This window comes from Pseudobdellovibrionaceae bacterium (assembly GCA_020635075.1).
In the GTDB taxonomy this organism is placed as follows: domain Bacteria; phylum Bdellovibrionota; class Bdellovibrionia; order Bdellovibrionales; family UBA1609; genus JADZEO01.
This window is the reverse complement of sequence record JACKAM010000004.1, coordinates 66,359-91,266: the sequence shown is the minus strand read 5'-3', so window position 1 is coordinate 91,266 and position 24,908 is coordinate 66,359. Positions and strand designations below refer to the sequence as shown.

The 24,908-nt window shown below is 50.1% G+C and carries 24 protein-coding genes; 6 read left to right on the top strand and 18 right to left on the bottom strand.

The window, feature by feature from the left end; translation table 11 throughout:
• Positions 1–15 precede the first annotated feature (15 nt).
• From H6624_17890 to H6624_17875, 4 genes are all read right to left on the bottom strand, one after another.
• Positions 16–2,109, bottom strand: a complete 2,094-nt coding sequence (locus tag H6624_17890; protein MCB9086217.1) for a serine protein kinase — start codon at positions 2,107–2,109, stop codon at positions 16–18.
• 327 nt (positions 2,110–2,436) lie between these two features.
• Positions 2,437–3,033 (bottom strand): hypothetical protein, encoded by a 597-nt coding sequence (locus H6624_17885; GenBank protein ID MCB9086216.1) that lies wholly within the window; start codon positions 3,031–3,033, stop codon positions 2,437–2,439.
• A 22-nt stretch (positions 3,034–3,055) separates the two neighbouring features.
• Complete coding sequence (locus H6624_17880; GenBank protein ID MCB9086215.1) at positions 3,056–4,921, bottom strand: tetratricopeptide repeat protein; 1,866 nt, start codon at positions 4,919–4,921, stop codon at positions 3,056–3,058.
• Positions 4,922–5,077: 156 nt separating this feature from the next.
• Positions 5,078–5,566, bottom strand: coding sequence for a hypothetical protein (locus H6624_17875; protein MCB9086214.1), 489 nt, complete (start codon positions 5,564–5,566; stop codon positions 5,078–5,080).
• Positions 5,567–5,698: 132 nt separating this feature from the next.
• Here H6624_17875 and H6624_17870 point away from each other — a divergent pair, with 132 nt between their 5' ends.
• A complete protein-coding gene (locus H6624_17870; GenBank protein ID MCB9086213.1) occupies positions 5,699–5,869 on the top strand; it encodes a hypothetical protein in 171 nt (56 codons plus the stop codon).
• 75 nt (positions 5,870–5,944) lie between these two features.
• On the top strand, positions 5,945–6,460 hold the full coding sequence (locus H6624_17865) for a polyhydroxyalkanoate synthesis regulator DNA-binding domain-containing protein (GenBank protein ID MCB9086212.1): 516 nt from the start codon (positions 5,945–5,947) through the stop codon (positions 6,458–6,460).
• Between the two features lie 87 nt (positions 6,461–6,547).
• On the opposite strand, the gene H6624_17860 is transcribed toward H6624_17865, so the two are convergent.
• Positions 6,548–7,807 carry a hypothetical protein gene (locus H6624_17860; protein MCB9086211.1) on the bottom strand — a complete coding sequence of 420 codons (1,260 nt, stop codon included), beginning with the start codon at positions 7,805–7,807 and terminating at the stop codon, positions 6,548–6,550.
• Positions 7,808–7,824: 17 nt separating this feature from the next.
• A complete protein-coding gene (lpoB, locus tag H6624_17855; GenBank protein MCB9086210.1) occupies positions 7,825–8,427 on the bottom strand; it encodes a penicillin-binding protein activator LpoB in 603 nt (200 codons plus the stop codon).
• Positions 8,428–8,640: 213 nt separating this feature from the next.
• On the opposite strand from lpoB, the gene H6624_17850 reads away from it, so the two are divergent.
• Complete coding sequence (locus H6624_17850; GenBank protein MCB9086209.1) at positions 8,641–9,024, top strand: JAB domain-containing protein; 384 nt, start codon at positions 8,641–8,643, stop codon at positions 9,022–9,024.
• An 8-nt stretch (positions 9,025–9,032) separates the two neighbouring features.
• On the opposite strand, the gene H6624_17845 is transcribed toward H6624_17850, so the two are convergent.
• From H6624_17845 to H6624_17825, 5 genes are all read right to left on the bottom strand, one after another.
• Positions 9,033–9,752, bottom strand: coding sequence for a hypothetical protein (locus H6624_17845; GenBank protein MCB9086208.1), 720 nt, complete (start codon positions 9,750–9,752; stop codon positions 9,033–9,035).
• 139 nt (positions 9,753–9,891) lie between these two features.
• On the bottom strand, positions 9,892–11,838 hold the full coding sequence (locus tag H6624_17840; protein ID MCB9086207.1) for a two-component sensor histidine kinase: 1,947 nt from the start codon (positions 11,836–11,838) through the stop codon (positions 9,892–9,894).
• Positions 11,839–11,860: 22 nt separating this feature from the next.
• A complete protein-coding gene (locus H6624_17835) occupies positions 11,861–12,904 on the bottom strand; it encodes a hypothetical protein (protein MCB9086206.1) in 1,044 nt (347 codons plus the stop codon).
• Positions 12,901–13,356, bottom strand: coding sequence for a hypothetical protein (locus tag H6624_17830; protein MCB9086205.1), 456 nt, complete (start codon positions 13,354–13,356; stop codon positions 12,901–12,903). The genes H6624_17835 and H6624_17830 overlap by 4 nt, the downstream gene beginning before the upstream one ends.
• A 3-nt stretch (positions 13,357–13,359) precedes the next feature.
• Positions 13,360–14,403, bottom strand: coding sequence for a rod shape-determining protein (locus H6624_17825; GenBank protein MCB9086204.1), 1,044 nt, complete (start codon positions 14,401–14,403; stop codon positions 13,360–13,362).
• 188 nt (positions 14,404–14,591) lie between these two features.
• Here H6624_17825 and H6624_17820 point away from each other — a divergent pair, with 188 nt between their 5' ends.
• A complete protein-coding gene (locus H6624_17820) occupies positions 14,592–15,053 on the top strand; it encodes a hypothetical protein (GenBank protein MCB9086203.1) in 462 nt (153 codons plus the stop codon).
• Here the strand turns inward: H6624_17820 and H6624_17815 are convergent.
• Together H6624_17815 and H6624_17810 are read right to left on the bottom strand one after the other, a co-directional pair.
• The gene (locus tag H6624_17815; protein ID MCB9086202.1) at positions 15,033–16,697 is read right to left on the bottom strand and encodes a glycerol-3-phosphate dehydrogenase/oxidase; all 1,665 of its coding nucleotides are present in this window, start codon (positions 16,695–16,697) and stop codon (positions 15,033–15,035) included. The two genes, H6624_17820 and H6624_17815, sit on opposite strands and share 21 nt — an antisense overlap.
• Positions 16,698–16,707: 10 nt before the next feature.
• Entirely contained in the window at positions 16,708–17,163 is a 456-nt protein-coding gene (locus tag H6624_17810; protein MCB9086201.1) for a hypothetical protein, read from the bottom strand.
• Positions 17,164–17,249: 86 nt separating this feature from the next.
• On the opposite strand from H6624_17810, the gene H6624_17805 reads away from it, so the two are divergent.
• Entirely contained in the window at positions 17,250–17,993 is a 744-nt protein-coding gene (locus H6624_17805) for a haloacid dehalogenase-like hydrolase (protein MCB9086200.1), read from the top strand.
• Here the strand turns inward: H6624_17805 and H6624_17800 are convergent.
• From H6624_17800 to H6624_17790, 3 genes are read right to left on the bottom strand one after another with little or no spacing between them, the layout of a single operon-like run.
• Positions 17,990–19,321, bottom strand: a complete 1,332-nt coding sequence (locus H6624_17800; GenBank protein MCB9086199.1) for an aminopeptidase P N-terminal domain-containing protein — start codon at positions 19,319–19,321, stop codon at positions 17,990–17,992. The two genes, H6624_17805 and H6624_17800, sit on opposite strands and share 4 nt — an antisense overlap.
• Before the next feature lie 9 nt (positions 19,322–19,330).
• Complete coding sequence (locus tag H6624_17795) at positions 19,331–20,299, bottom strand: patatin-like phospholipase family protein (GenBank protein ID MCB9086198.1); 969 nt, start codon at positions 20,297–20,299, stop codon at positions 19,331–19,333.
• On the bottom strand, positions 20,300–21,058 hold the full coding sequence (locus H6624_17790) for a TlyA family RNA methyltransferase (protein MCB9086197.1): 759 nt from the start codon (positions 21,056–21,058) through the stop codon (positions 20,300–20,302).
• A gap of 108 nt (positions 21,059–21,166) precedes the next feature.
• On the opposite strand from H6624_17790, the gene H6624_17785 reads away from it, so the two are divergent.
• Positions 21,167–23,482 carry a hypothetical protein gene (locus tag H6624_17785; GenBank protein ID MCB9086196.1) on the top strand — a complete coding sequence of 772 codons (2,316 nt, stop codon included), beginning with the start codon at positions 21,167–21,169 and terminating at the stop codon, positions 23,480–23,482.
• Here the strand turns inward: H6624_17785 and H6624_17780 are convergent.
• Positions 23,479–24,018: a PaaI family thioesterase gene (locus H6624_17780; protein MCB9086195.1), complete on the bottom strand. Its 540-nt coding sequence runs from the start codon at positions 24,016–24,018 to the stop codon at positions 23,479–23,481. The genes H6624_17785 and H6624_17780 overlap by 4 nt on opposite strands.
• Complete coding sequence (locus tag H6624_17775; protein MCB9086194.1) at positions 24,015–24,899, bottom strand: polyprenyl synthetase family protein; 885 nt, start codon at positions 24,897–24,899, stop codon at positions 24,015–24,017. Before H6624_17775 ends, H6624_17780 begins: the two co-directional genes overlap by 4 nt.
• Positions 24,900–24,908 lie beyond the last annotated feature (9 nt).

Genomic DNA, 24,908 nt, shown 5'->3' with positions numbered 1-24,908 from the left:
ACAACTGCCTTCCTCTTACTTTTTCTCCTTCACGTCTCCCCGAGCGAAGATGCTGGCGACATAATGGAGAACATCGGTAGCTGAAATCTCGTCATAGCCGAACTCTTTGATGAGTCGGGTTTTGACGATGTCGATTTTTTCCTGGGTGTCCTTATCTACAACAGAAGAAACCAAAGAAGTGAGCTTAATGCTGTCTTTTTGATCTTCAAACAGCTTCAGCTCCAATGCCTTGTGGAGTCGTTCATTGGTCTTATAATCAAACTTTTTACCCTCCAAGGAGAGAGCGCCAATATAATTCATAATCTCTCGACGAAAATCATCCTTACGCGACTCGGGAATCTCAATCTTTTCCTCAATCGACCGCATCAGCCTCTCGTCCGGCTCCTCATCCTGTCCCGTAAATTGGTTTTTGACCTTTTCTTTTTGCGTGTAGGCCTTCACGTTATCTATATAGTTGCCACACAGGCGGCCCAAGGCCCCCTCGTCGGCACTAATCGCACGCTGAACCTCAGCTTTAATAATTTCCTCGTACTCCTGTTTGATGACACTGAGAAGCTCGCGATAATCCTGCTTGATCTCCTCTGAAGAGATCAGCGAGTGGTGACGAAGACCTCCATCTAGCTCGTTCATCACCATAAATGGGTTTACTGACCCACGGTTCGACTGCTGAGCGCGAACAACTGCATTTGAGAGCTTGTCCTGGACATATCGAGGGGAAATTCCATCAAGGCCTTCCCGCTTGGCCTCTTTACGAAGCTCTTTGATATTATCCTCTGTGTAATTAGGCAGGCTCTTGCCGTCATACAGCTTAAGCTTTTGGACCCGGGTCAGATTAGCCTTCTTGGGCTTTTCAAGACGGCTCAGCACTGCCCACATGGCGGCCATTTCAACCGTATGAGGAGCAATGCTAACTCCACGCAATTTCTGGGAGTTGAAGTCCTTTTTGTAAATGTTAATTTCGTCTTTCCACTTAGTGATGTAGGGAATGTCGATCTTGACCGTACGGTCACGCAAGGCCTCCATGAACTCGTTATCCTGAAGCTTGCGGTACTCGGGCTCATTTGTATGGCCAATGATCACCTCATCAATGTAGGTCTGGGCAAACTTCTTGGGCTTTACCCGGTGCTCCTGAGAGGCTCCGAGCAGATCGTACAAAAACGCCACGTCCAGCTTCAGAACCTCAACGAACTCAATCATGCCCCGGTTAGCAATGTTGAATTCGCCATCAAAGTTAAACGCACGTGGGTCTGAGTCCGAACCATACTCCGCAATCTTGCGGTAGTTTAGGTCACCGGTTAACTCTGTGCTATCCTGGTTCTTTTCATCTTTGGGCTGGAAGGTACCAATACCAATTCGGTCGGCTTCGTTCAAAACCAAGCGTCGGACCCTGACATGACTGAACACGCGAGACAAGTCGCCATTATACTTTTCTAATAACTGGCGGAAAATATACCGGCTCGGCGGACAAAGATCCCCTTCAATTTGAATACGAAACTCAGTCTTGTTGCCGCGATTCAGTTCCTCACAAACTTTGCCGCGCATTTCCTCGGGAATAAGCAGAAGTGGTTCTTCATGCATGGGACTTGAGAACACCCTCACGCCCTTACCAAAAATTTCTTCATGCTCTCCCGACTCATCCACCCATTCGAACGTATACAAGGCACCATTATCGGTTCTTGAGTATTCCTGGATTCCACGCTTGAGAAGACGGCAGATTGTCGACTTTGAACTTCCCACTGGACCATGAAGGAGAATAACCCGCTTTTCCGTACCATAACCGAGGGCGGCGGAGCGAAGCACATTAACCAGCTTCATCAGAGCGATGTCCAGGCCAAATACAGCGTCCTTACCTCCGTTTGGCTCGTCATCAAAAAACTTATAATGTGAGATCTTCTTTTTGACGTCGGTGTATTCCTGCACCCCTGCCTCAAGGATCATGTCATACATCCGCTGGAAGGCATTTCGCGTAACCTTGGGATTTTCTTTTACCAAGCCGAGGTAGTCATCAAAAGAGCCCGACCACGTCAGATCTTTATATTGCCCTGACTTGTAGTGACTCTTGATAAATTCATTTATAGTAATATTGCTTCCGCCTGATTCCGTCGACATTTGCTCCCCCTCCAGTGGATGAGACCGGTCAAATGAGTTCACACCGCCTTTGTAAACTCTCTTTTATTATGCCGGATTGCACTCTAAACCTCAATGATCCTTGAAGAAATAAAAGTTGCGGAAGTTTGATAAAGAATTAACCCTTAAACCTAAGGTCTGGGTCTAATGAACCTCAACTTCAGTACAGCAGGAACGATAAGTCGCAATCATTTGCCCTATAAGACAATCTTCATAACTAAAAGTGCCTTTGGGCAGACATAAATGACCATGATCTCAAAATGAAGCGCGCCGCACTCTGGGCGAAAGTCCAGCCTGAAAGGCTATGCCCTAGCGGATTTTAAGCACCTTGAAATTTTTGGGGGCATCGAGACTAAACAGGTTTTTCTTATCCTGAATGTGCTCGTCATAAGTGAAAAAGTTCATCTGCAACTCAGCCTTTGGGTGCTCGATGTGTACGGTCTTGCGATTCAATACCCGATCAGACCAACGCAAACTGATTTGTTCCTTTTCGCTGCTGCAGGTCTCCAGGAATGACTCTTTTGATTTTGCACAAGTCCATCCTTCACGGGCAATGGGCTTATCAAACAGAATATTGTACATCAACACCGGGTCGAGAGGCACCGAGATCAACGGTTGCAACGCCTTCGGGGTTGGTTTTCCCGAATAGAACTTTTTTTGCTTCACCACCACATAGCGAACTTCCTCACTGTTGAGCACAAGACTCGCCAGGTGCCCCCCCAGTGGGGTAGTCACATCCAGGCGTAGATTTTCGCCCACTCGCGCATTCATGTCGACATGGACGATATAGGACTTGTTTTTCTTTTTGTCTTTAATAAGGACCTTGGTTTGCCAGTAACCCTCGTTCTTGTCTTCGTATCTGGTGGGGGTGGTTTGACAGGAGGATAAAAGGGTCACCACAGACAAGAGAAGAAGAGTCCCGGCAATACTATTTTGCGTGAGTCTTTGATGATGAGGAAGAAGATGCCGGTGTTCTGGTTTTGGACTCCTCAATTTGCCGATCAATCGCAACGATCTTGTCTTGAATCTGTCTAATCTTGTGCTCGTCCGTTTCACTATCCACCGCCTTGAGATACATCTTACGAGCCTTATCTACCAGCTCGTACTTATAATAGGCATCTCCTAGGTGTTCGGCAATAATGCTTTCCGTCGACTTCACTCGATAGGCGGCTTCCAGATAGGGAATCGCCTCGGCAACGCGATCTTGCTTAAACAATACCCATCCTACCGTGTCGAGGATATACCCGTCTTTGGGCTGGAAGCCCAGGGCCTTGCGCGCCAAGCCCTCAGCCTCCACGAGGTTAATGTTTTGCTCGGCATAGGTGTAAGCCAGGTAATTCAGAGCCTGCACGTGGCCGCCATCTATCTCAATAACTTTTTTCATGTTGCTGACTGTCTCGTTGAAGTTGCCTAGCCGGTCGTGCATGGAACCCAGAAAAAACAGCAGCTGGGTATGGGTTGGAAACTTCTCAACTGCACCCGTCAGCATTTTCACTGCCTTGGTGTAGGCTCTCTTGTCATCGAGAAGGGACGCGTAAAATGCGTAGAATTGAGGCACGTCGTCTCGCTGGGAGATTGCCGACTCCATCACCTCTATTGATTCATCAAATTTGGATTGAAGTTTTAACAGATAGGCTGAGTGAATGTTCGCATCGACGAAAAAACTGCTAGAAGCCGGCACCTTTTTAAAGTGAAAAACCGCCTGGTCAAACTGCTTCAGCTCCTCGTAAACGGCTCCCAAATAGAATCGGGTACGATCAGACTCCGGCTCCAGCTCCAAGAGCTTTTCAAATTTGTCGATGGCCATCTCGTAGTCTTTCATTTCGACATAAAGAAGGCCAAGACGGAATTTGACACTAAGATCGTCTGGCTCAAATCCTTCCATATACTCAAGCTGCTTGACCGCCCCTTTATAGTTATCGTTTTCCAAATAGATATTGCTCAACTGTTGAGCCACCCTTGGATGGGGACCAAAACGCTCCTGAAAGGACTCCAAAAGTTTTAAGAGCTTCTTAGGTTTTTCCTGAACCTCGTAGAGCTTGGCCAGAGCCAGCACCGACTCGGGGTCCTTGGGGTTTAAACTCAAAGCTTTGGTAAATGCCTTCTCAGCCTCTGCCTGATGCTCCTGTCCACCCTGCTCGGCCCGGATGCGACCGATATAGTAGTAGGCCTGAAACTTCTTTTCTCGATCAGATATCTTGGCTAACTCCTCAAACATTTGGATCGACTCTTCGAATTTCTTTTGCTCGGCTAGAATGGCACCAATGTATATTCTGGCCTCTTCGTTTTTCGGCTCAAATTCCAGAATAGTCTGATACTGCTTGAGGGCCACCTCGTACATTTTTAGCGAGGAGTAGAGTCCTCCAAGCAATAGGCGTCCCTCTGAGCTCTTGGGATCCATTTTGACCGCCAACTCAGCCTGTTCAATGGCCTCACTCAAAAGCCCCTGACGAACATACTCAACAGACAGTCGCAAGCGCACCATGACTGAGTTGGGATCATAGATCAATGTGAGCTTGAACTCCTCAATGGCCTTTTCGGAGTTCCCCTCAAGACTATAGGACTCGCCCATCGTGTAATGGTAATCCGATTGGCTTTGCAAATAGACGGAATCGATAACCGGGTTTTCTGCATCGACCATATCGGGAGGCTGAAAGGCTTCGGGTGCGGGATTGAGGTTGGAGAGTGCGGAGTTCTTGTAGTTCCCCTCATCTCCCCGACGCTGCAAGCTTCCACAGGACACCGCCAACATGGCGATGGCACCTAATGTTGCAATCTGTCTACCCGTGGCCATTCTCACCCTTTCGGTTCGCCCTTTCATCAGGGCTTACATCACTTGTCGGCTTCTCCCTGTGGATGCTTAAAGCCATTTGAGGGGGATGAGCTTTGGGCTCTAATAACTGGACTAATAACTGGACCAATTGCTGGCCCATCTCAGGTCGGACTGTGTTCAATAAAGTCTCTTTGAATAGCCCAAATCATCGCCGCGAAACAAAACCCCTTGCCGTTGGTCGTGAAGACGATCCCAACCAAAGTTGTCGCCGCTGTCGTTGCGTGCATTTGGCCCGTTGGACCAGACCAGGAGATATGCGGATCTTGGCCGATCAATTTCCACCACTTGAAAGCGGTAAGCCTGACCCCAGGGGTCGATACCTACGATGCCCTCCTTACCCAGAGGAAAATCAGATCCGGATGAAGCCAATTCACGCTGCTCCTCTTTTGGTTCTCCTAGACCATCGTCTAGGGTTTCCGCAGGGGGGCCCCAGCCCAAAAGTTGCCCTATAAGAGCTTCAGTGTCGCGCTGCACCCTTTTTACATTAGGATCCTCCAGACGACCGCCAAGAATGCTGGCGATGACCAGGCTCACTGCTGCCACAAGGGACAACACCAAAAGCAGGTCATATGTTTTAAACTCTTGATTTTTATTGCTTTTTTCCAAACAAAAAGGCCCCACTATAAAGTAAACTGTCCCCAAATAAGAATCGGCAGATTGGTGGCTTTTCTTGAGACAGGACCTCCTTTTGTTAACCTTTTTGCATGGCGGCGGAATCATGTAATAAAGGAATGGTGCGTGGCGTCTTTACTGCTTGAAATTATTGAGAAAGCCGATTTGGTGGGCTTGACAGGCTGTGGCGCCCAGGGCTATGTTTCCGCCGTTGATACGGTCCGTCTTGATGAATTTGCGGGCATTCAGAGGCAATGCCAAAGCGAAAGAATCGGCGAATCGGGGCCGGAGAGGTAACTGGCCAGGATGATGAGATCCTATTGATTGGGGAGCAAACTTCCAGAGGGAGGCAGTCTGGTGAATCAAGAAGTCATGTCTAACAAAGCGAACGCAAGGACAAAGATCATTAAGCGGTACCAAAACCGTAAGCTCTACGACACTCAGCAGAGCTGCTACGTCACTTTGGACGATATCGCAAAAATGATTCGGAATAGCGAAGATGTCATGGTCATCGACAACAAGACCAAGAACGACATCACAGCAGCAACTCTGACACAGATCATCTTTGAAGCTGAGAAGAAGGCTTCTCAGTACGCTCCGCTGTTCACACTGCGTGAAATTATTCAAAATGGAAACGGAAGCATTTCTGCTTATCTGGCCAAGTTGGGTGCATTTCCTAAGGATTATGCTCAAACCCAACCTGCACCGGTTGTAGCTGAGAAAGTTGAGCCGGCTGAGTCCGCTCGCGCATCTCATGAGGACATTAAGCAGTCCTTGGAAGAGCGCGTTGCCACAGCTGCTCACGCCGCTACTGAAAGCAGTTCTTTTGGCGGTGCCAATGAGGTCACTCCTGACCTTCCCAACTCCAACAAGAGCCTGAACAACTAATCTGGTTCCTGTTGATCATAAATAGAAGACGAGAAAAGCCCGGACATTGCCGGGCTTTTTTTTTGGTCCTTAACTATGAAATTGGTCCTAGCGCACCGACCGCCATGTCATAAAGGCTTTTTTGCCCGCCTTAACGGTCAACTCCACGGCCTCCATATCCTCACCAGACTTCTTACCACTGTCGGTCAGTCCCTCGACCCTCACCCTATAGGTGCCCGCGGGAAGGTACATGCGGGCGATCTGGAAAGTCTCGGGTAGGGTCGACCACTGACGGGTATCAGCGCGGTCGGCCAGATTCATACCGATCCAAGCCAGCTGACCCAGGGTCTCGTTTTTTTGGCGAAGTTGGTCGGCAACAACCGCCTTGGTAGCAATACCTGCGACCCGCTTGGCCGCTAATCCGGCGTACTGGTCAGCCAATGTCTTAATGGCTGTGGCTTCGACCGAATAAAGGAACTCTGACTTCTTCTCTCCAACGCCCTCGACCACAAGGTTGGCTTGATCGGTGTGCGAGTATATTGGGTAAAGCTTAGGCATCCGTGGGGACGCCGGGTCCGGACGCTTTCTTGGCCCCCAGCCCTGCTGATAGATCAAAACCAACTCGCCATGCTTTTTGTCTTTCCACTCGTTCTTAAATTTCACATCCGGAAATTGCTTCTTCCACTTGCTCAACTCATCCGGCCGCTGTGACAGGGTAGACAAGCGGATCAAGTCCTCTTTGATGGGTGCATACTGGGGGAACAACTCGTAGACCTTTTTGTAGTCAATGTAGGCATCATCATATTTTCGATCAGATTCCCAAATCATTGCCGCCAAATAGTAAGCAAAGGGGTTTTGTTCGTAATCCCTTTTCGCATCAAATTTATAATGATAGAGCTTTTGATTGAGCTTACGGGTTTCAACCAGGGCCGAATCATGCTCGTTGAGCATCAAGAAATTCAGTGCCAATACAGCGTTAACCAAGACCTTTTCGTAATCATCTCCCTTATACTGAACCATTCCCTCATTAAGCAGCAGAGACCCGGTAATTCGGCTGAGACTGTGATAGTCTTTCACTTCAGAAAGCTTGTCGGCCAACAAAAGGGCCCGGTTACTTTCTTCGTACTGGCCAGAAATATGGGCCGCCGTTCCGTAATCAAAGAGATAGACCAATTGATCGTCCGACTCCTTCCAGGCCTTTTCCTTGTAACCAGCAATGACCTGGTCCGCCTTGCGATTGCGGATCAGGGAGCGGGCATGATCGGCCTGCCGGTCGAATGTGGCACAGCCAACGAGTAAACCCGTCGAAATAACAAAGGCGAGCGCAATTCCCACGCTCGCCCAGGCAACCTTCACCAACTTTTTCATAGGAGCACTCTCTTAGCTTACAGACCTACGCGTTGCTTTCTGAACTTCTTGCGAATCTGTTTGTAGTCAGACCAGACAATGATTCCAGTCTTCAGGTTGGTCATATTCAGTGTAATTTTGTAGTAGACCGTCTTATCTTTTCCAGCCTGCTGAACAATGGAGTCCAAGCGACCGTTGATGATGAAGTCGGCACCAATTTGACCGCCAGGTCCCTTTTTGGTTTCACGCCCCACCATACCGGAGTTTTGATACTCATACTCATCCTTGATGTCCTCACGCGCTGCTTTGTCGACAAAGGCAACCCGACCACCTCTGGACAGCTCTACGCGAACCATATCCATAATGTTCTGGGTGTCGATATGCTCGCTGGTTTTATTTTGCAGCTTGGTAACCATGACAATCGGAGGCCTTTTGGCGCTGGAGATTGAATAGTGACCGGTGGCACTGGAGACCAGGTCGCGGACCGCATTCTGCATATCAGACTCCGACCATTGATCGTTAAGCAGGTTTGTCTGATTGACGTCCTCATCATAATCACCCTTTACAAAAGCTTTGGGACCACAAGATGACAAAGCCACTAAAGATACTGCCGCCAAAAAAATTCCAAATGTTGTTTTCATACACCTCTCCTCACAAAGAAGCCCCATTTTATGAAGCATTCCCCCCCGGAGGCAAGCCCTCGCAGCGCAGCGGAAAATGACTCTGAAAATTGTCCGAAATGTCCGGTATTGGACTGGTCTCTGGCCTGGCTTTTTACTTTATCGCGATTCGGCCTGGTCTTTTACTTTGCAAATTCCTAACGCTTTTACAAAACCTTTCTGCGGAGTGACGGAATGGAAATCACCTCAAGCCACAGTGCAGCCCAATTTTTGCGACCTATGATGAATTCGTCGATTGAGGAGTTTTGGGCCCTTGCCCTAAGCTCAACCAAGTCCGTAATATCGGCCCGGTGCCTGTTTCGTGGGACGGTCGACGCCTGCATGGTTCACCCGAGGGACATCTTTCGCTTTGCCTGCATGGCGAATGCCTCAGCCATCTTAGTTGCCCACAATCATCCAAGTGGCGACCCCATTCCCTCAGATGAAGATATCCGACTCACCCATCGGCTGCGACGGGCCAGCCAACTCATGGAGATTCCCCTGGTCGATCACCTAATTATCACCAACCGGGAATACACCAGTTTTCTCGAAGAACGGTGGTTTAAACCTCGTAAGTGAGCAGGAACCTACTGAGATCCAGAGTACCCAGAATCAAATGGCGAAGGCCGTTGATCCTGATAAGGGGTTCCACTCCCTGGAGGCAATGCCAAGGGTAAATCTGTGGGAACCCGCTGCACACGAACAACCTCTAACTGATCGTTTAACTGAATCAAATAGCCTTCTTTTAGGGCATTGGCCAGGAATTGTCGGACGTATTCCTCACGTGAGGCCTTATCGTATTCGTGGACAAACTTACGCCGGGCCAGAAGGGACTCAATGCGGGGGCCCGGATGGCCCTCGTATTCGTATCTATCCCCATGGGAGACGTCGGCATACACGTCGGCTGCCTTATCTTCTGGGACCTCTTTGGTAAAACCCTGGTAAGAGTCATAGGGTCGCTTTTGCATGAGGCCAATGCGGCTTTCATCGATCTTTGGCGCCCACTTTTTATTGTCCAAGTCCATCCGCTGAGATTCCAATTCGGTTCTCTTGGCTGCATCCTGAAGAGCTTTGTCCATGTAGCGTTCAGCCTCCTTTGAACCTGGAGCAAACGAGCTGAATTCCGAAGCCCCCTTCTTGGAGCGGTGAGACCCGGGTTCAGAATTGAACAAGAGCAGGAGACCAATAAGAACGAGAAACACAAACACCGCGTACTGCCGGACCCGATCACCTTCGATGTGAACCAGATCGCGCCTCTTAAAGGACCGCGTGATTTGTGTGAGTCTCAATGGAGATTTTTCTCCCATGATTTCGTCTCCTTAGCCCATAAAGATGCAATTTAACGGCCACCTGGCACGACATAACCCTTTGATTTTATTGGTGTCTTGAACTGAGAATGGGCCTATTACGGCGCGCACTCAAACAGCCGTCAAAAGAGTCGACAAATCAGGCAGGCCCTGCCACAGGCAGAATTATTTTAAACTGAGTGCCCTTCCCAAGCTCGGATTCAACCTGGATTTCACCACCGTGTTTTTCAACAATGCCGTAGGAGATACTCAAGCCCAGGCCTGTTCCCTTGCCAAGAGACTTGGTGGTAAAGAATGGGTCGAAAATTTGATCTATCGTCGACTGAGCCATCCCCTTGCCTGAGTCGCGGATAATCACGAAGACTTTATCACTACCGACAGTGCCAGTTTCAATGGTGATTTCCCCCTCCCCTTCGATGGCCTGACCGGCATTGGAGAGTATGTTCATAAAAACCTGATTGAGCTGACTAGGATAGCAATTGATATTGGGAACTTCCGAAAAATTCTTAACAATCTTGATGCGATTTTTGAATTCTCCGGTCAATAGTTTGAGAGTATCTTCAAGCCCTTCTCTGACGTCCACCTCCTTGATCTGCGCCTCCTCCAAGCGGGAAAAACTGCGCAGACCAAGAACAATGTCGCGAGTCCGGCGGGCCCCATCCTCACAGGAGCGAATGAGTTTTGGGAGATCCTCAACAATGTAGTCGAAATCGACCTTTTCCATTTCCGCCTTCAATTTGTTCGGTGATTTATCAGCCAACTGAACAAGACCGACCAGTTTGTTAGAGTAGTCGTCTAGGTGACTCATGTTGCTGTAGATAAATCCAATGGGATTGTTCAGCTCGTGTGCGATGCCGGCGACAAGCTGACCAAGACTGGCCATCTTGGCAGTATGGACCAATCGCGCCTGAGTTTCGCGAATTTCTGCATTTGCCTGTTCCAACTCCTCTACCTTGCCCTTTAGGTCCTGCTGGGCTCGATAAACCCGTTGTGACATTTCATTAAAACTCTCGGCCAACAGACCCAACTCTGTCTCACCCGCATTTTGAATTTCAATTTTCCCTTTATTGACATCCATAGATTGCAGAGCATTGAGTAACTCGTAGAGGGGGCGGAGCATGATTTTTGAAGAAATAACGCTGAGTACGACCAGGAGAAGAATGATCGCCCCGACGACCGAGAAGAAAGCATAGTTCACATTTTGCAGAATTGCCCGCGAAGCACTCTTGGATGCGCCAAGGCCGATGTAAAATTCTGTGTCCCCCCAGTAGACTGGATGAATACGAAACCCATAGGGCACGTCCTGAATCACCAGATCAAAATAGGCAGAGGTCGTATCGTCCAGGTAGTCGCGAAAGAAGTTCGCCTTGTAAAAACGCAGGTCCGTGTGACTCGAAAAGACTTCCTCTCCCTGTTTTTCGAAAAAGAATACCTCCAGATTGAGACGGTTTTTTAATCCCGAGCGAAATCCCTCATCCAAAGAAATCACTTCCTCCAAGTATCCAACCGTCCTGCCCTTGGAGTTCTTCAGTTTGAGAAATACCGTAAGATCCACACTCTGGGTAACAACCCGCCCTTCACCGTCTTTTTGCGAGCGAAAATCGACCAGGGTGAGCTCATCCTTTTCTTTGACCCGATCCAAGAATTCGCCTTTTAGTTCGACAGGTCCACCCTCGATGTTCGGTCGACGCTGGATCTTGCCGTCCTCGTCTCGGTATAAAGCAACTTCCAGACGACCTTCTCGGTTGTGTAACCACAAGCGGTGAGCATAGTGAGAGCGCATTCTTTCCTGGGCCAGCTGACGGGCGGCAGAAAAGCCATTTTTCGACATATGAAAGATCAGATTGCTGTCGTTAGCCAGTTGGCGCGCCTGACTCAGCAGGCCGGTTTCGAAGTCACTAATAATGACACCGATTTCACGGCTGTTTGCCTTTAGGCGCTGACTCAACTCCTGATCGATGGCCTGTTCGTATTTTACAAGGCTGTATCCGGTGATAAACGCCAGGGGCACTACGGAAAACAACAAAAACCATAACATCAACAGAGTACGGAGAGATTTTTTGGGCTTCCGTCTTTTTTGATTCATTCGAACTCGCGGGTCCTAGATGCTATTGTGGCTTCTTTTTGCTATCCTCAACCCACAGGATAAAACGAATTTTACCTTCGGGCATCACCCGCCAATGGGGATCTTTGTAGATCCGGACTGGACCAAAGTTACGAAGAAGTTTTACCATTTCCTCGTAGTTGGACTCAGGTAGTGAAAAGTGAAAATAACTTCCCTTTGGTTTTCTCCATCCCAGCTCCACCTGACCTGCCTTGGCCCCACCCAAGGCCTGGATACCCCCAACAATTTCCGAAGTTTTTGCATCCAGCTCTTCAAGACTCATGAAGGCCCGATAAACAAATCCTTTTAATGGCTTTCGATCCTGATTCGTCGGCTTCTCGCCCTCTTCATCATCGCTCTCCTGCTGCACCTCAACAGGCTTCTTTTCCGCCGAAGTTGCTGCCGCTTCAGGAGGAGCTGAGTCGGGAGGTTTTGTTTGCGGTTTCTTATCCGGCTCAGGTTTGCCAGGCTCTGTCTTAACATCGGGAAGTGGCACAACTTGGGACTCCTTGGGCACCTCTGGGGGCAAGGAAGGAGTCACGCGACCCTCACCCTGGTCGGCCATACCGGCCACCTTTTCACCATGAAGATCTTTCTCCTTGTCCTCTTTTTTTACTTCGACCAGCACCACTTGGCTGTCGGTTTTAGGGAAAATCTGCGACACTTTTTTCCATGGAATCACCATGGCCACGATGGCCGCAACAGCAGAGATGGCTACGGCTTCAATCCCCCACTTGATCGAATCAGGCCAGGAACTCCAAAGACGCCCTTCTTTCAGGCGCCCCCAAAAACCCTTGTAGTCCCTAATTTCCTGCATCAGAGGCAGCGAGATCTTGGTTTCGCCAAGATCAGAACAATACTTAATGCCCTCTTTAAGGTTCTCAAGATCCTGTTGAGTATCAAAATCCTGTTTAAGAAAGTCCTCGACAGCCTTCCTTCTCGAGTCGTCGAGCGAGTTGGTGACAAAATCATACAACATCTCCCGGCACAGGAATCGACTCAACTTTCTCTTTGGCCCCCGAGAGGTATTTGCCTCTTCAGAACTCATCGCCTACGATCCCCTCTGCGGACAGCCCCGAGAATATGAAGACCCCGACCAAGACGGTGACGAACAGTTCCGACTGTCACCCCCAACCCCTCAGAAATCCCTTCATCAGATATCCCCAGAACTCGGGACCACAAGACGGCTAAAAACTCCTCCAGGTCGGCCTCTTTCTGAAACTCCATCCAGGGACCCAGGTCCACACCCTCTGGTATCAACCATCCCGCCTCATAGGAGATTGCCGCTGGACGACGCTTAGACTGTCTAAGTTTGTTAAAAAAGGTGTTCGTGACATGAACAATGACTGACGGCCACTTTTCGTCGGGCAAGGAGGCCCTTTTGATTCTCTGCTGGCACTTTCTAAGCGCTTTGATCGCCGCCGCTTGAGCAAATCGCTCATCCAGTGCGGCGAAAAAAAAGAAGAGCGCCAACGACCGGACTCGAGCTTCGTCGTTCATTCATTAGTCCACAGTTAGTTGCTTGAGCAAATCCAGCTCATCCAAGACCTTACCAGAACCAAGCACCACACAAGACAATGGGTCTTCAGCAATTGAGACTGGCAAACCGGTACGCTCGCGCAGAAGAACATCCAGGTTAGCCAAGAGGGCTCCACCACCCGTCAGGACAATCCCATTATCAACAATGTCCGAAGCCAATTCTGGGGGGGTTTTTTCCAGAGCTGTCCTCACGGCATCAACCACCTCACTCAGGGGATCCATCAAGGCATCGTTGACCTGGGAGGATGTGATCTCAATGGTTTTTGGTGCCCCAGCCACCAAATCACGGCCCTTGATTTCAAGCACACGCTCGTCTTCAAATGGATAAGCGTTACCAATTTTGATCTTGATCTCTTCAGCCGTTCTTTCACCGATCAACAAGTTAAACTGACGACGAACGTAGTTGATAATGGCTTCGTCAAATTTGTCGCCAGCAACCTTGATCGACTTACAATAAACAATTCCGCCTAGTGAAATTACAGCTACGCCTGTGGTTCCACCACCCATATCGACAACCATGTTTCCGGTAGGCTCGGTAATCGGTAGGCCCGCGCCAATCGATGCAGCCATCGGCTCTTCGATCAAATAAACTTCGCGAGCTCCGGCTGAGTGAGCCGATTCCTTCACGGCTCGTTTTTCCACCTGAGTGATGCCATAAGGAACAGCGATAATGATCCGCGGTCGCACCAGACTTTTACGCGTTCCCGTTGATTTGTTGATAAAGTATTTCAACATTGATTGAGTGACTTCGAAGTCCGCAATCACACCGTCTTTAATCGGCCGAATTGCTACGATACTGCCAGGCGTACGACCGAGCATTTCCTTGGCCTCTTTACCTACGGCCAAAACCCGATTCTGCAAACCGCGGTAGTTCTTCTGAACTGCAACCACTGAGGGCTCATCCAAGATGATTCCCCGCCCGCGGGCATAAACCAGGGTGTTCGCCGTTCCCAAATCAATTGCAATGTCGTTCGAAAAATACTCAGAGACTTTATCCAAAAAACCCATGATGCCACTCTTTTTATGCTAGCCGTCCAGCCATCCAGGAACTTTCCCTTACTCTAGGATAGAGATAAAACAAGAGTCAATACAGGAAGTTACCATGCCGTGTTGACATCTACGAGGCAATTGAGGAGAAATGAAGAGACGATTTCGCTACCACGAGATAAAGTGGTGGCCATTGGCGGAGAGAGAACTTGTCTTTTGAAGATGCTTTTCAGGTTATTCACAGCTTTTTTACCACCAAACCTGCGGCCAAGGATGCCCTTCGCCATTTGAAGCGCGGGCACGAAATTCGCCTGTTGTTGGATGGCCGACTCGAATGCGCCTTGTTTTTTGAGGCGGGGCAGGTGGCCCTGGAGCAGCGGCCCTGTCCAAAGGCGGACGTGGAGTTTTCCATTGGACCTGAATCCATTCGCCTGCTCTCCGACCATCCAGGAGACAGCGTCGCCCAACTGGGAGTTGATATCGTTAAGGAAATCATTGCTGGCAACGTCAAACTACGAGTCTGTGGCTCCATCATGCGAATTCTGACGGGTGGGTATTTGGCGATTATCACCTCGGGTGGACCCGAGTTTATGGGCTACCTCGCCTCCCACGGCCTCACCAGTGTAACCAAAATCACCAGCCTGATTCGTTCACTCAAAAACCGGAATTGATTCCATCCAGGCCAGCTCTCGACGCACATGGGCCATCAACCGATCACGCTCCTCTTTTTGCTTCGCATCATTCCAGCCATATTGGGTCGCGAACGTGGCGTTGAGGCAAGAAAGAAATTTTGCCCCCCGACCCCGATCTGCCAAAAACAAGGGGCTGCGACGCAGGTAAAAGTCAGCCAGGTGGAGACACATTGTGTTTTCCATGGCAAACAATGCCTCGGCTTGCCAGTACCGCTCCCAGGGATCCGGAGTTTCAGCCAGGTTCAGGTAAATTTCCATCAGCTGCTCTGCCTCTAGCCCATGTCTATCCAGCAGAAGCTTGATTTGCTCATACCCAATACCGGTTTGTGCCTGGTAGCGAGGAACAAGTCTTTCGTTTTTCCAATAGGCTTCCAAAGTCACGAGTGGATTTAAAGGCTCCTTGGTACGATTGCGCGCAAACCGTACTCGATCCTCAATGGAAAAGAATCCCAATACTGCATCAACGGCCTGCTCGGACATATGTCGGTAGGTGGTGTATTTACCACCTGTAACAAAAGTCACATTGCGCTCATCATGATGGATCAGGTGCTCTCGGCTGGTCCCACTCTCACTCAATGAATCATCGTGAACCAGGGGCCGAACACCGGCGTAACTACTAATGACGTCACCTTCCGTTAACTTTGCACCAGGAAAATACTCGTCTAAGATACGTAGCAAATACCTAACATCTTCCTTTTTTGTGCAGACCTCGCCCGGGTCATCGGGAAAGTCCGTATCAGTAGTGCCGACAATGACCATTTCATGGCGTGGAATCAGAAAGACTATTCGCTTCTGTTTGTCCGCACCCATGACCACGGCGCTCGACACAGGGACTCGATCACGAGGCAGAGTCAAGTGAATCCCCTTTGATGGGCGCATAAGTTTTTGCCATGTGCCCAGCAGACTTTGTCCCACCCGGTCCGTCCAGGGACCGACCGTACTCACAAAATGCTGAGCTTGGATTTCAAATCTCTCTCCACTTTCAAGGTCTTCACAGTCAATGGCCTTGACTTGATCACCCTCGAAACGGGCCCCAACAGCCTTCGTGTAGTTGGCACAAAGCGCTCCCCAGTCTGTCGCTGACCTAAGAGTTTCCACAACCAGGCGGTCATCGTCCATGTAGGCGTCTGAGTAAGCATAAGATCCAACCAAACCCTGGTCCCGCAAAAAGGGCAGACGACTGAGGGTGGTAGATGGCCCCAGCCGTTCATGCATCTGGGGCGTTTCAAACAAGGCCAAGGTGTCGTACAACAACATACCCAGACCCATTTTGTTCATACCCAACCGACTGTCTTCATAGATCGGAAAAATAAACCTCAACGGATGTACGAGATGGGGGGCCATTGAGAAAAGTAGCCGGCGCTCTGACAGGGCCTCGAATACCAAACCAAACTCAAGGTTCTCTAAGTAACGATAGCCTCCATGAACCAGCTTGCTCGATCGCGAACTTGTGCCAAAAGCAAAGTCGTTGGCCTCGATGAGAGCAACCTTCATCCCCCGAGAAGCGGCATCACGAGCAACACCCGCGCCTGTGATACCACCTCCAATAATCGCCAGGTCAAACTTCTGTTGCTTCATTGCCTGGATGTTGCTTTGTCGAGTTGCAGCAGAAAAAGATTTCATCCGTAACATCCTAAAAACGCGTGGCCTTAATTTCCCAAAATTCACCGCAATTCTTTGCCGTGGGCCACTGCTGTAGAACCTCATCGTACCCCTGTAGACCGAAAAACACCACCTTTTGCATTCTCTTGTCTTTGGCCACCCGAACGGCCAGCTCTATCAAACTTTGAGCAACAGCCGGTTCCCTGGCCTGCACTCTCTCCACCCATAAAGTCTGGGTCATGCCACGGAAAAATAGAATGGGTTGGGCAAGAAAATACCCCAACCAGTTGGCCTGCTTATCACGAAATCCAAAACACCAACCGAGCGAAAGGTAGTGTTGCATGGATTCCGGGCGCCAAGTGGAGTTCCACTCCGCAAAGGTGTGGTCTTCTATCGTTCCCGGCCCAGACCTGGAGATCTCCCTTTCCCACTGGATCAAGCTTTCGCTATCCACGTCTCTGAGTACCAGAGGTTCCAATTCAGACATGATCAACTCCTTAGGGAGTGACAGATAGCAATAATTTGGTATTTTGACCAGAACACCCACGACAATCCCGCAATGAGAGGTGTCATTTGAAAGAAATGCCCAAAGAACTGATTGATCACATCAAACAATCCATTGACCAGGCTTTGGCTGACGTTCCTAAACCGGCCATCGCCGCATTTGATGCAGACGGAACCCTATGGGACACCGACATGGGGGAGAATTTTTTTTTGTACCAGATTCAGGAAAAGCTGATTGAGGGTCTTCCTGAGAATCCCTGGGAACACTATTGGAAACTCAAAAAGGAGGTCTCGCCAAAGGTGGCCTACCTGTGGCTGGCCCAGATCAATAAGGGTGTTCCCTTGAGCACCGTGCGCACCTGGAGTCAAGACTGTGTTGATCGGCTCCGGCCCCTCCCCATCTTTCCCGGTCAAAAAGATATCATTGATCATTTGCACGACAAAGGTGTGGACGTCTACGTAGTCACGGCAAGCATCAAGTGGAGTGTTGAGGCGGCTGCATCCCTTTATGGAATTCCTCAAGATCGTGTCTTGGGAATCACTACAAAGGTTGAGAATGGCATTGTTACAGATGTCCAAGCCGGGCCGATTACCTGGCGAGAGGGAAAGGTCAAGGGACTACTTCTGGCGACTGGAAATCGTCATCCCTTTTTTGCCTCCGGCAATACACCAGGAGATCTGGCTTTGCTGGAGTCTTCAACTCATTTGCGGCTAGCCATGGCGGCAACGGATAAGGACACAGAACTCTTTGCCGAAGAAATGCGGCTGGTGGAAATTGCCAAAGAACGAAAGTGGTTTTACTTTCTTCCTTAGGCTTCGATCGCCCCAGTACCAATGAGGCTCTCTAGCTCATCCACTTCCTTGGGCGCCCCAGCAGTCATGTTTTCACGTCCTTCGGGAGTCACAAGGATGTTATCCTCAATGCGAATGCCGATTCCCCTTAATTCTGTGGGCGCCTTGGGATCGTCAACGGGAATGTACAGGCCAGGTTCCACCGTAAAAGCCATCCCAGGCTCCAGAACTCTCGGCTCACCATTGACTTCCACCATTCCGGCATCGTGGACATCCATTCCCAGCCAATGAGAAACCCCATGCGGGTAATAAGCGCGATAGTCGCCTTTCTCGATAATCTCCGTCTTCTTTCCCGAAACCAAACCTTCATCAATCATAATATCGACCAAGCCATCGATAGTTCGGTCTTGAAGATATGAAAACTGAAGCCCCGGCTTAACCATATCGATGATCTGCTTTTGTAGGTCCAAAACCTTTTGGTAAATCCGCTTTTGAGGAGCAGAAAACTTTCCTCCAACCGGGAATGTCCGGGTGATATCGCCGGTATAAAAATCGTACTCTCCACCAGCATCAATCAAAACCAAATCTTCTGCGCGAAGGTTTTGATCGTTAAAAACATAATGCAAGGTGGTTGCACTCGCTCCCCCAGCAACAATGGTTCCGTAGCCTTCACGAGCAGCACCCCTCTTCATAATCTCGTACACAAAACGTCCCTGGATGCGTCTTTCGTTCATCCCTGGACGCACATACTTCATCAGTCCCAAATGCGCTTCGGCAGTGATCCGACAAGCTTTGCGTAGAACATCTGCCTCATGCTCCGACTTGATCAATCGCATTTCCCCAATAATGGGCAAGGCATCCGAAATAGGCAGGAGCCCCTTTCCGGAACGCCGCCTCATGTCCTTAATGGCCAAAAGTACCCGACCAATTTTTTCGTCAAACTCGATGTCGTGAAAAAGTGTGTAGTAAATCTTGTCAATCGGATCCAAGAGACCGGGGGCCTCTTTTTCAAAATCTTCAATCAAATAGGCCTTATCAATACCAAACTCCTGTTGAGTTCCGTCTGCGCCATAACGAAAACCCTCCCAGGTTTCGCGCAATACATCTTTGTTACGCACAAACATGACTGTTTCTGGATCTTTGCCTGGACGAAACACCAAGACTGACTCAGGCTCTTCAAACCCGGTCAGGTAAAACAGGTTCGAGTCCTGCCGATAGGCATGATGGACATCGTTGTTCCGAATATATTCGGGGGCCGCCGGGGTAATTAGGGCTCCACCGGAAATCTTCTCAGCCAATCGGGTTCTCCGCTCTTTGAATATGCTCATGTCATGCTTAGGCTTTCTCATCTGCGCTCCTCAAAATCCGTACTTTTCCGCAATCTTCCTTGCGTGGCGAGATCCTGCCAACTCTCCCAGGCCAACCAATCCTGTGCGGTTGTCGAAATCGAACATCTTATACTGTTTGGTATCCACCTCTATCACGTCGGAAGCCATGCTCTGCATCGCCTTTTGGGTGCGACGGATCTCCTGCCAAAGAAGGGCCGACTGGTACTCTTCAAGCAGCTCCTCCTGTTGAAGCAACTCACCACTCCCCAAGACATTAACATAAATGACAACCTTATAGCCCTTTTTCTTCAGGTAGCGGACGGAGTCCGCCAAAGCAAAAGAGGCTGCCATCCAGGGACTACTCGGCCGGAACAGTGGTGGGTAGGGCATGCACTTGCTCAGTACACCCTTCAAGCTCCCCCGAGTCTGCCAAACCAACGTGCCCGACCAAAGAGAAAGTGAGGGACATGCGAACTCCAACTTGGCGTTGTCAACGGAAGCACCACCAATGTTTTTTTGAAAATACTCATCTAATACTTTAATCGGCTCGGCCTTAAAGCGCGTGGAAAACAAGCCTTTGCCCGGAAGATCAGCCTTTTGCAGTTTATAAAGCTTCCATTCCACCTCATGGATTTTTCCATTCTGGGCGAACAGAGCTCCCACCATGGCCCCCCACTCCAGCCCAACGATGGCATCGATGGGTATGCGAGCCTTCTCCAGCTCCTTCAAAACACCCGCATGTGCAAAGGCTTTGACACCTCCAGGTCCCAATACCACCGCGACCTTCGGCAATTGTGCGGCAACCGGTGTTGGCTCGGCCGGGGGTGGAGTTTTGTTCTCGGCCACCTCTTCGGAAGACACGACCGAAGATTCTTGTAGTTTGGATTTGTCGCCTGGTGGGCTGCCTTTTAGGTCTTCTCGGGTTTTCAAACCCGCGCAGCCGGAAAAGACCAATGACATCAGCACCAGGCTTAGCAGTAAGACTTTGCGTTGTTTCATCTACGTGCTCCGAGCGAGAAAGATCAAAAACTCTTGATTCCCATCTGCACCAGCAACTTCGCTGGGAAAGTAGTCTAAAACCTTCAGACTACTCTCGCTTGCGCAGGCTTGAATTTTTACTTGGACATCCTGATAAAGTCCAATGTCTTTTACCAACCCCGCCTTGCTCAGATTGGTCTTTCCCACCTCAAACTGGGGTTTGACCAAGGCCAGAACTCTCCCGTTTGGACGCAGCAGGGCCAGCAAGAGGGGAATCACATGGGTCAGAGAAATAAACGAGACGTCGACGACAATAAGGTCGAATCCAAGTTGGGCAAGATTCCCAAATTCTCGATTATCCCAAGCCTCTTTAATGTGCAGCCCCTCAAAAACTCTCACTCTCGCATCTTCAGCAACCCGTGGGTGAATCTGATCCCGGCCTACGTCCACACCCACGACTGAGGCACATCCGCGCTGAAGCAAACAGTCGGAAAATCCTCCGGTAGAAATTCCGATATCCAAGACATCCAATCCCCTGGCCTCTAAGCCCAGACGCCTGATGGCCCCCTCCATTTTGAGGCCACCCCTGGATACATATTTCAGCAACTCTGGAGACACCAACCTTACTTGTTCACTTGGGCTACAGCCAAAACTCGGCTGCTGTACGACTTGCCATTCTTGGTGGCGGAATACTTCCACTGCACCTGTGCGAATCAACTCCTGAGCCTTGGTCCGGGAGGGCGCTATCCGATTCTTTACCAGCCATTGATCCAGTCGCATGAAGCCACCATAGCCTGTTTCTGGAATTTGATCCAGCCGAGGAGGCATATTCTTAATGCATCAGCGCCGTGGACCGATAAGCATGGGTATTATATTGAGGAGATCATCATGAACCGGTTTTTGGGAACAATACTCTTTTGCCTGATTCTGGGCACCACCTTTATTCCAATGGCCTCGGCGAAGCAGCCCGATAACAAATCTGTGAGCAAAACCCCAGGGGCTTTTGCCATGATGACGCTCCAACAACTGGGGAGGCTTAACCACGCCTCGCGGGTTCAGTACCTGCAACTATTGCGTGAAACCGTCATCGAGTACGAGAAATTTCAGAATCTCTTTCAAATGGAGATGGCCGCCAATGCCTTTCGTGACAAGCCGGAACTCTACGCCCTGATCATGGGCGAAAACGCCAACGCTGCTGACAAATTCTACCGGAACCTCAATAAATCCGTCACCGACGAGGGCTGTATTTACGGTGGACACTACCAACACTATATGACGGGCCAGGGCGCCTACGGGTGCATTCGTCCCCAGTGTACAAAGAAGATCCAATCCGAATGGAAATCCACCTACGCTAAGGGTAAGCAGTTTGGCGACTCCTACGTCCAGTGTAGCTTTACCACTTTTGGTATCGAATGGTGCGTAACTCCTGGAATCAACTCCACCGAGGCCTGCGAAAAGAAGTCAGGTGAAATGGAGTCCCAGCGTGAAGCCGAAGTGACCAAATGGCTGGCTGAAAACGTAACCGACAAGTGGAAAGGCCTTCGCCCTGATGAAAGAGTCAAATTGGTCGCTGAGTTAAAGGAGAGGTCGTTTGACCCCAGAGTCATGTCCCACCTGGTGAAACTCGCCGCCGATTACCAAAAAGAGCACAAGAACTTCGATGCCATTCCAGAACTCGCTGACTTCGAGGGCTTCGACGTTAAGACCCAGGGGATGAACTCATTGTTTCGGTCCTTCAAAGAACACTGTACCAAAGAGATGGATGCGGACACGGCGGTCAAGAGCGTTGAAAGCGAAAAAGGGCCCCTGGCAAAGCGCCGCCAAGCCTACCTTAAGGAAGTCCGCGCCAAAGGACATCCGGTGCGGGTAGGTAACGTTCTCCAGCGCAAAGAGTGCGAAATCCTCATCGGCAAATACAACATGGACGATGATACCTTTGCCGGTGGCCGCTACAAACGCCTCATGGATATGTACGAGACCATTTCCCGACAGGGATATCCGGACGGGATTCCAGATCGTCCAAAAACAGTGGTCACTGAGGATGATGCCAGACAAAAATTGCAGCCAGTAGAAGAAGTGGTAGTTGTGGATGAGCCGCCCCCTGATCCAAATAAGATTGTCAAAAGTGTGGCCACGGGTTGTCGCCCCACTCACCGTTTACTCATCGATCGGGGTATGCAGTGTGCAAAGTGTGTGGCCGAAAAATCCATCGCAGAAGGAGAGTCAGGCTCTTACATAAAGGGCCCACCCATTTCTGAAAAGTGGCTGGCACTGTTGACCACCATGATGCACTACTGTGAGAGAGAATGGACCGGAGGCTCCATTGACCCCAGGGACTTGGCCAAGAAGGCTCTTGAGTATAGCCAAACATTTGGTCACTGCAGCGAGGGTGAATACAAATGGGATTCGCTCAGCTGGGAACAACAGCGCCTGGTACAAAGCTGGCAACTGGGACGTGAGTTCGGCCAAACCGACTCCCCCGGTTTTTTTGCCTCTTTGAAAGGCGAGCGGGACAAGTTCAAAGACGTTTATGGTGTTAGCATCAGTCAGGCGTCGCGGCTGTTTTGTTCGCGACCATCAGACTACAATACAGGCAAGTCCTTTGGTGAACGGTTTCACGGTGACCCATGGAGAGCCTTGGCCCAACGGCGTGAAACCATGTTTCAAAACCATGCCAGCATGATGGAAGACCACCCCAGTGGCGAAGGCGATCCCAAGCCGTCAAAATACGCAGCCACCGGTGTTGCAAAATGTATTGAACGAATTGAGAAGCGGCGAGGAGAGGGCACCCTATTTTCCACCTCCAAAGGTGCCTGGCGTTGCCAAGGGCTGGTGTCCATCGCCCGCAATAACATGCAAAGAGCTTCCAATTGGGCCATGGCAGAGCAACCGGTGGTTGCCATTGACTCCAATGGTCACTGCTATGTTTCCGACACCACCCACTCCTATGGCAGTGGCAAGGTCTCGATGGTGTTTGCCAACCCCAAGAACGGTGGTTCGCCACGGCCCATCTATACGGCCGAAAAGGGTGCCTTGGGAAAGTGGCAGACGCCAAACGGAGTGGGCATTTCCCTCGTCAGCGTCGGTGGAGATTCTGGAAAATCCTATTGTCCGGATGATCAAGGCCGCAAAGGAAATTACATTCCTCCCACCAAGGATTGGAAGAGGCCCTCGAGTGGTGAGGTGGACCGAGGCTCCCGCTAAGAGCGGGTGCCCTCCTCTTCGGGGTAGAGGATTTTGCCAAAGTCATATTTGGTATCCCAGTTGGCAAAAATCTGAGCTAGTTTAGGCCGTGTCAGACGATGAAAGACCCCCGTAGCTCGCGACAGAATGGCTCCATCCTCCCGCCTGATCTCGGCACTAACAAAACAGTTCTTACCCTCAATACGATCAATCCGGGCCTCGACAACCAAATCTATTCCAATCGGGGTCATGTTGAGAAACTCAACCTCAAGACTCTTGGCCACACAACCGTAGTTATTCATCCAGGTCACGCTTCCCATTGCCTCGTCAAGAACATAGGTGGAGACTCCTCCATGGACATGACCTGGCGGCCCCTCGACAGGCTCCCCAAACCAAACTCGGCCCTCCATCTGGCCGTCAGATTTGCGCCTGAAAAAAGCCATGCGCATACTCGCGGTACCCGTCTCCGGGTAAAAATCCCGGCCAGAACCAATATTGAAGGGAAGAAAGAAATCCTCCCAATCTGGCTGCAGCACGATCTCTGGCGGCTTGATCAAATGTCCACCCGATTAAGATTAAAGGTTGAGAGGGCTTTAAGCTTGTTTGCCCTCGTGTCAAACATATCTAAGGCCACAAGTGACAGATCCGTCACTGTCTTAAGATAACTCCTCGTCGCATCTACCCCTGACAAGTTAACGTAACTCGTTTTCTCAGGAGATTTGGGGTCCCAATCCAAAAGGTCATCCGCCAATTGAAAAGCCAAACCAAGATTTTCGGCATAAATGCGCAAGGCACTCTGCTCCTCCACCCGGGCTTCACAGGCCGCAGCCGCAGCCTCACAACTCACGCGAATCAGAGCCCCGGTTTTCAACTCATGAATCCGCTTCATAATGTCTGGGGGCCTTTCCTCAGAGACTGGTTCCATGTCCATCGCCTGGCCTCCCACCATTCCCCATAATCCAGCTGCCCGCGAAATCAAATCAATCACCTCGACCGCAGCCTTTGGCTGCTTTTTATAACCTCTCGCCAAAACTCCAAAGGCTTCTGTCAAAAGCGCATCTCCGGCCAACAGAGCCGTGGCCTCACCAAAGACCACATGGTTGGTGGGCTTACCCCGTCGGAACTGATCATTGTCCATGGCCGGCAGGTCATCGTGTATCAAAGAATAAGTGTGGATAAACTCCACCGCCGCACATACTGGCAAAACCGCCTCAAATGGCTTGCCTAATGCCTCAGCAGTGAGCACCGACAACAGCGGACGAAAACGCTTGCCTCCAGACAACAAGGAATAATTGATCGACCGGTTGAGCTCTGCCATTCCTTCGCTCGGAAAATCACTGGTTTCGGCAAAGTAATGAGGCAAGTGACTCTCAATAAAAGCAATCTCATGCTTGAAAAGCGCCTCAATTGACTGTTTTTCTTCTGAGACCTGATTCATAACAATGTC

Bases quoted from the DNA above. Each gene is read 5' to 3' on its own strand.
- H6624_17890 (MCB9086217.1), bottom strand. From the start codon at position 2,109: ATGTCGACGGAATCAGGCGGAAGCAATATTACTATAAATGAATTTATC.
- H6624_17880 (MCB9086215.1), bottom strand. From the start codon at position 4,921: ATGGCCACGGGTAGACAGATTGCAACATTAGGTGCCATCGCCATGTTG.
- H6624_17865 (MCB9086212.1), top strand. From the start codon at position 5,945: ATGTCTAACAAAGCGAACGCAAGGACAAAGATCATTAAGCGGTACCAA.
- H6624_17860 (MCB9086211.1), bottom strand. From the start codon at position 7,807: ATGAAAAAGTTGGTGAAGGTTGCCTGGGCGAGCGTGGGAATTGCGCTC.
- lpoB (MCB9086210.1), bottom strand. From the start codon at position 8,427: ATGAAAACAACATTTGGAATTTTTTTGGCGGCAGTATCTTTAGTGGCT.
- H6624_17850 (MCB9086209.1), top strand. From the start codon at position 8,641: ATGGAAATCACCTCAAGCCACAGTGCAGCCCAATTTTTGCGACCTATG.
- H6624_17845 (MCB9086208.1), bottom strand. From the start codon at position 9,752: ATGGGAGAAAAATCTCCATTGAGACTCACACAAATCACGCGGTCCTTT.
- H6624_17840 (MCB9086207.1), bottom strand. From the start codon at position 11,838: ATGAATCAAAAAAGACGGAAGCCCAAAAAATCTCTCCGTACTCTGTTG.
- H6624_17835 (MCB9086206.1), bottom strand. From the start codon at position 12,904: ATGAGTTCTGAAGAGGCAAATACCTCTCGGGGGCCAAAGAGAAAGTTG.
- H6624_17830 (MCB9086205.1), bottom strand. From the start codon at position 13,356: ATGAACGACGAAGCTCGAGTCCGGTCGTTGGCGCTCTTCTTTTTTTTC.
- H6624_17825 (MCB9086204.1), bottom strand. From the start codon at position 14,403: ATGGGTTTTTTGGATAAAGTCTCTGAGTATTTTTCGAACGACATTGCA.
- H6624_17815 (MCB9086202.1), bottom strand. From the start codon at position 16,697: ATGAAATCTTTTTCTGCTGCAACTCGACAAAGCAACATCCAGGCAATG.
- H6624_17810 (MCB9086201.1), bottom strand. From the start codon at position 17,163: ATGTCTGAATTGGAACCTCTGGTACTCAGAGACGTGGATAGCGAAAGC.
- H6624_17800 (MCB9086199.1), bottom strand. From the start codon at position 19,321: ATGAGAAAGCCTAAGCATGACATGAGCATATTCAAAGAGCGGAGAACC.
- H6624_17795 (MCB9086198.1), bottom strand. From the start codon at position 20,299: ATGAAACAACGCAAAGTCTTACTGCTAAGCCTGGTGCTGATGTCATTG.
- H6624_17790 (MCB9086197.1), bottom strand. From the start codon at position 21,058: ATGCGACTGGATCAATGGCTGGTAAAGAATCGGATAGCGCCCTCCCGG.
- H6624_17785 (MCB9086196.1), top strand. From the start codon at position 21,167: ATGAACCGGTTTTTGGGAACAATACTCTTTTGCCTGATTCTGGGCACC.
- H6624_17775 (MCB9086194.1), bottom strand. From the start codon at position 24,899: ATGAATCAGGTCTCAGAAGAAAAACAGTCAATTGAGGCGCTTTTCAAG.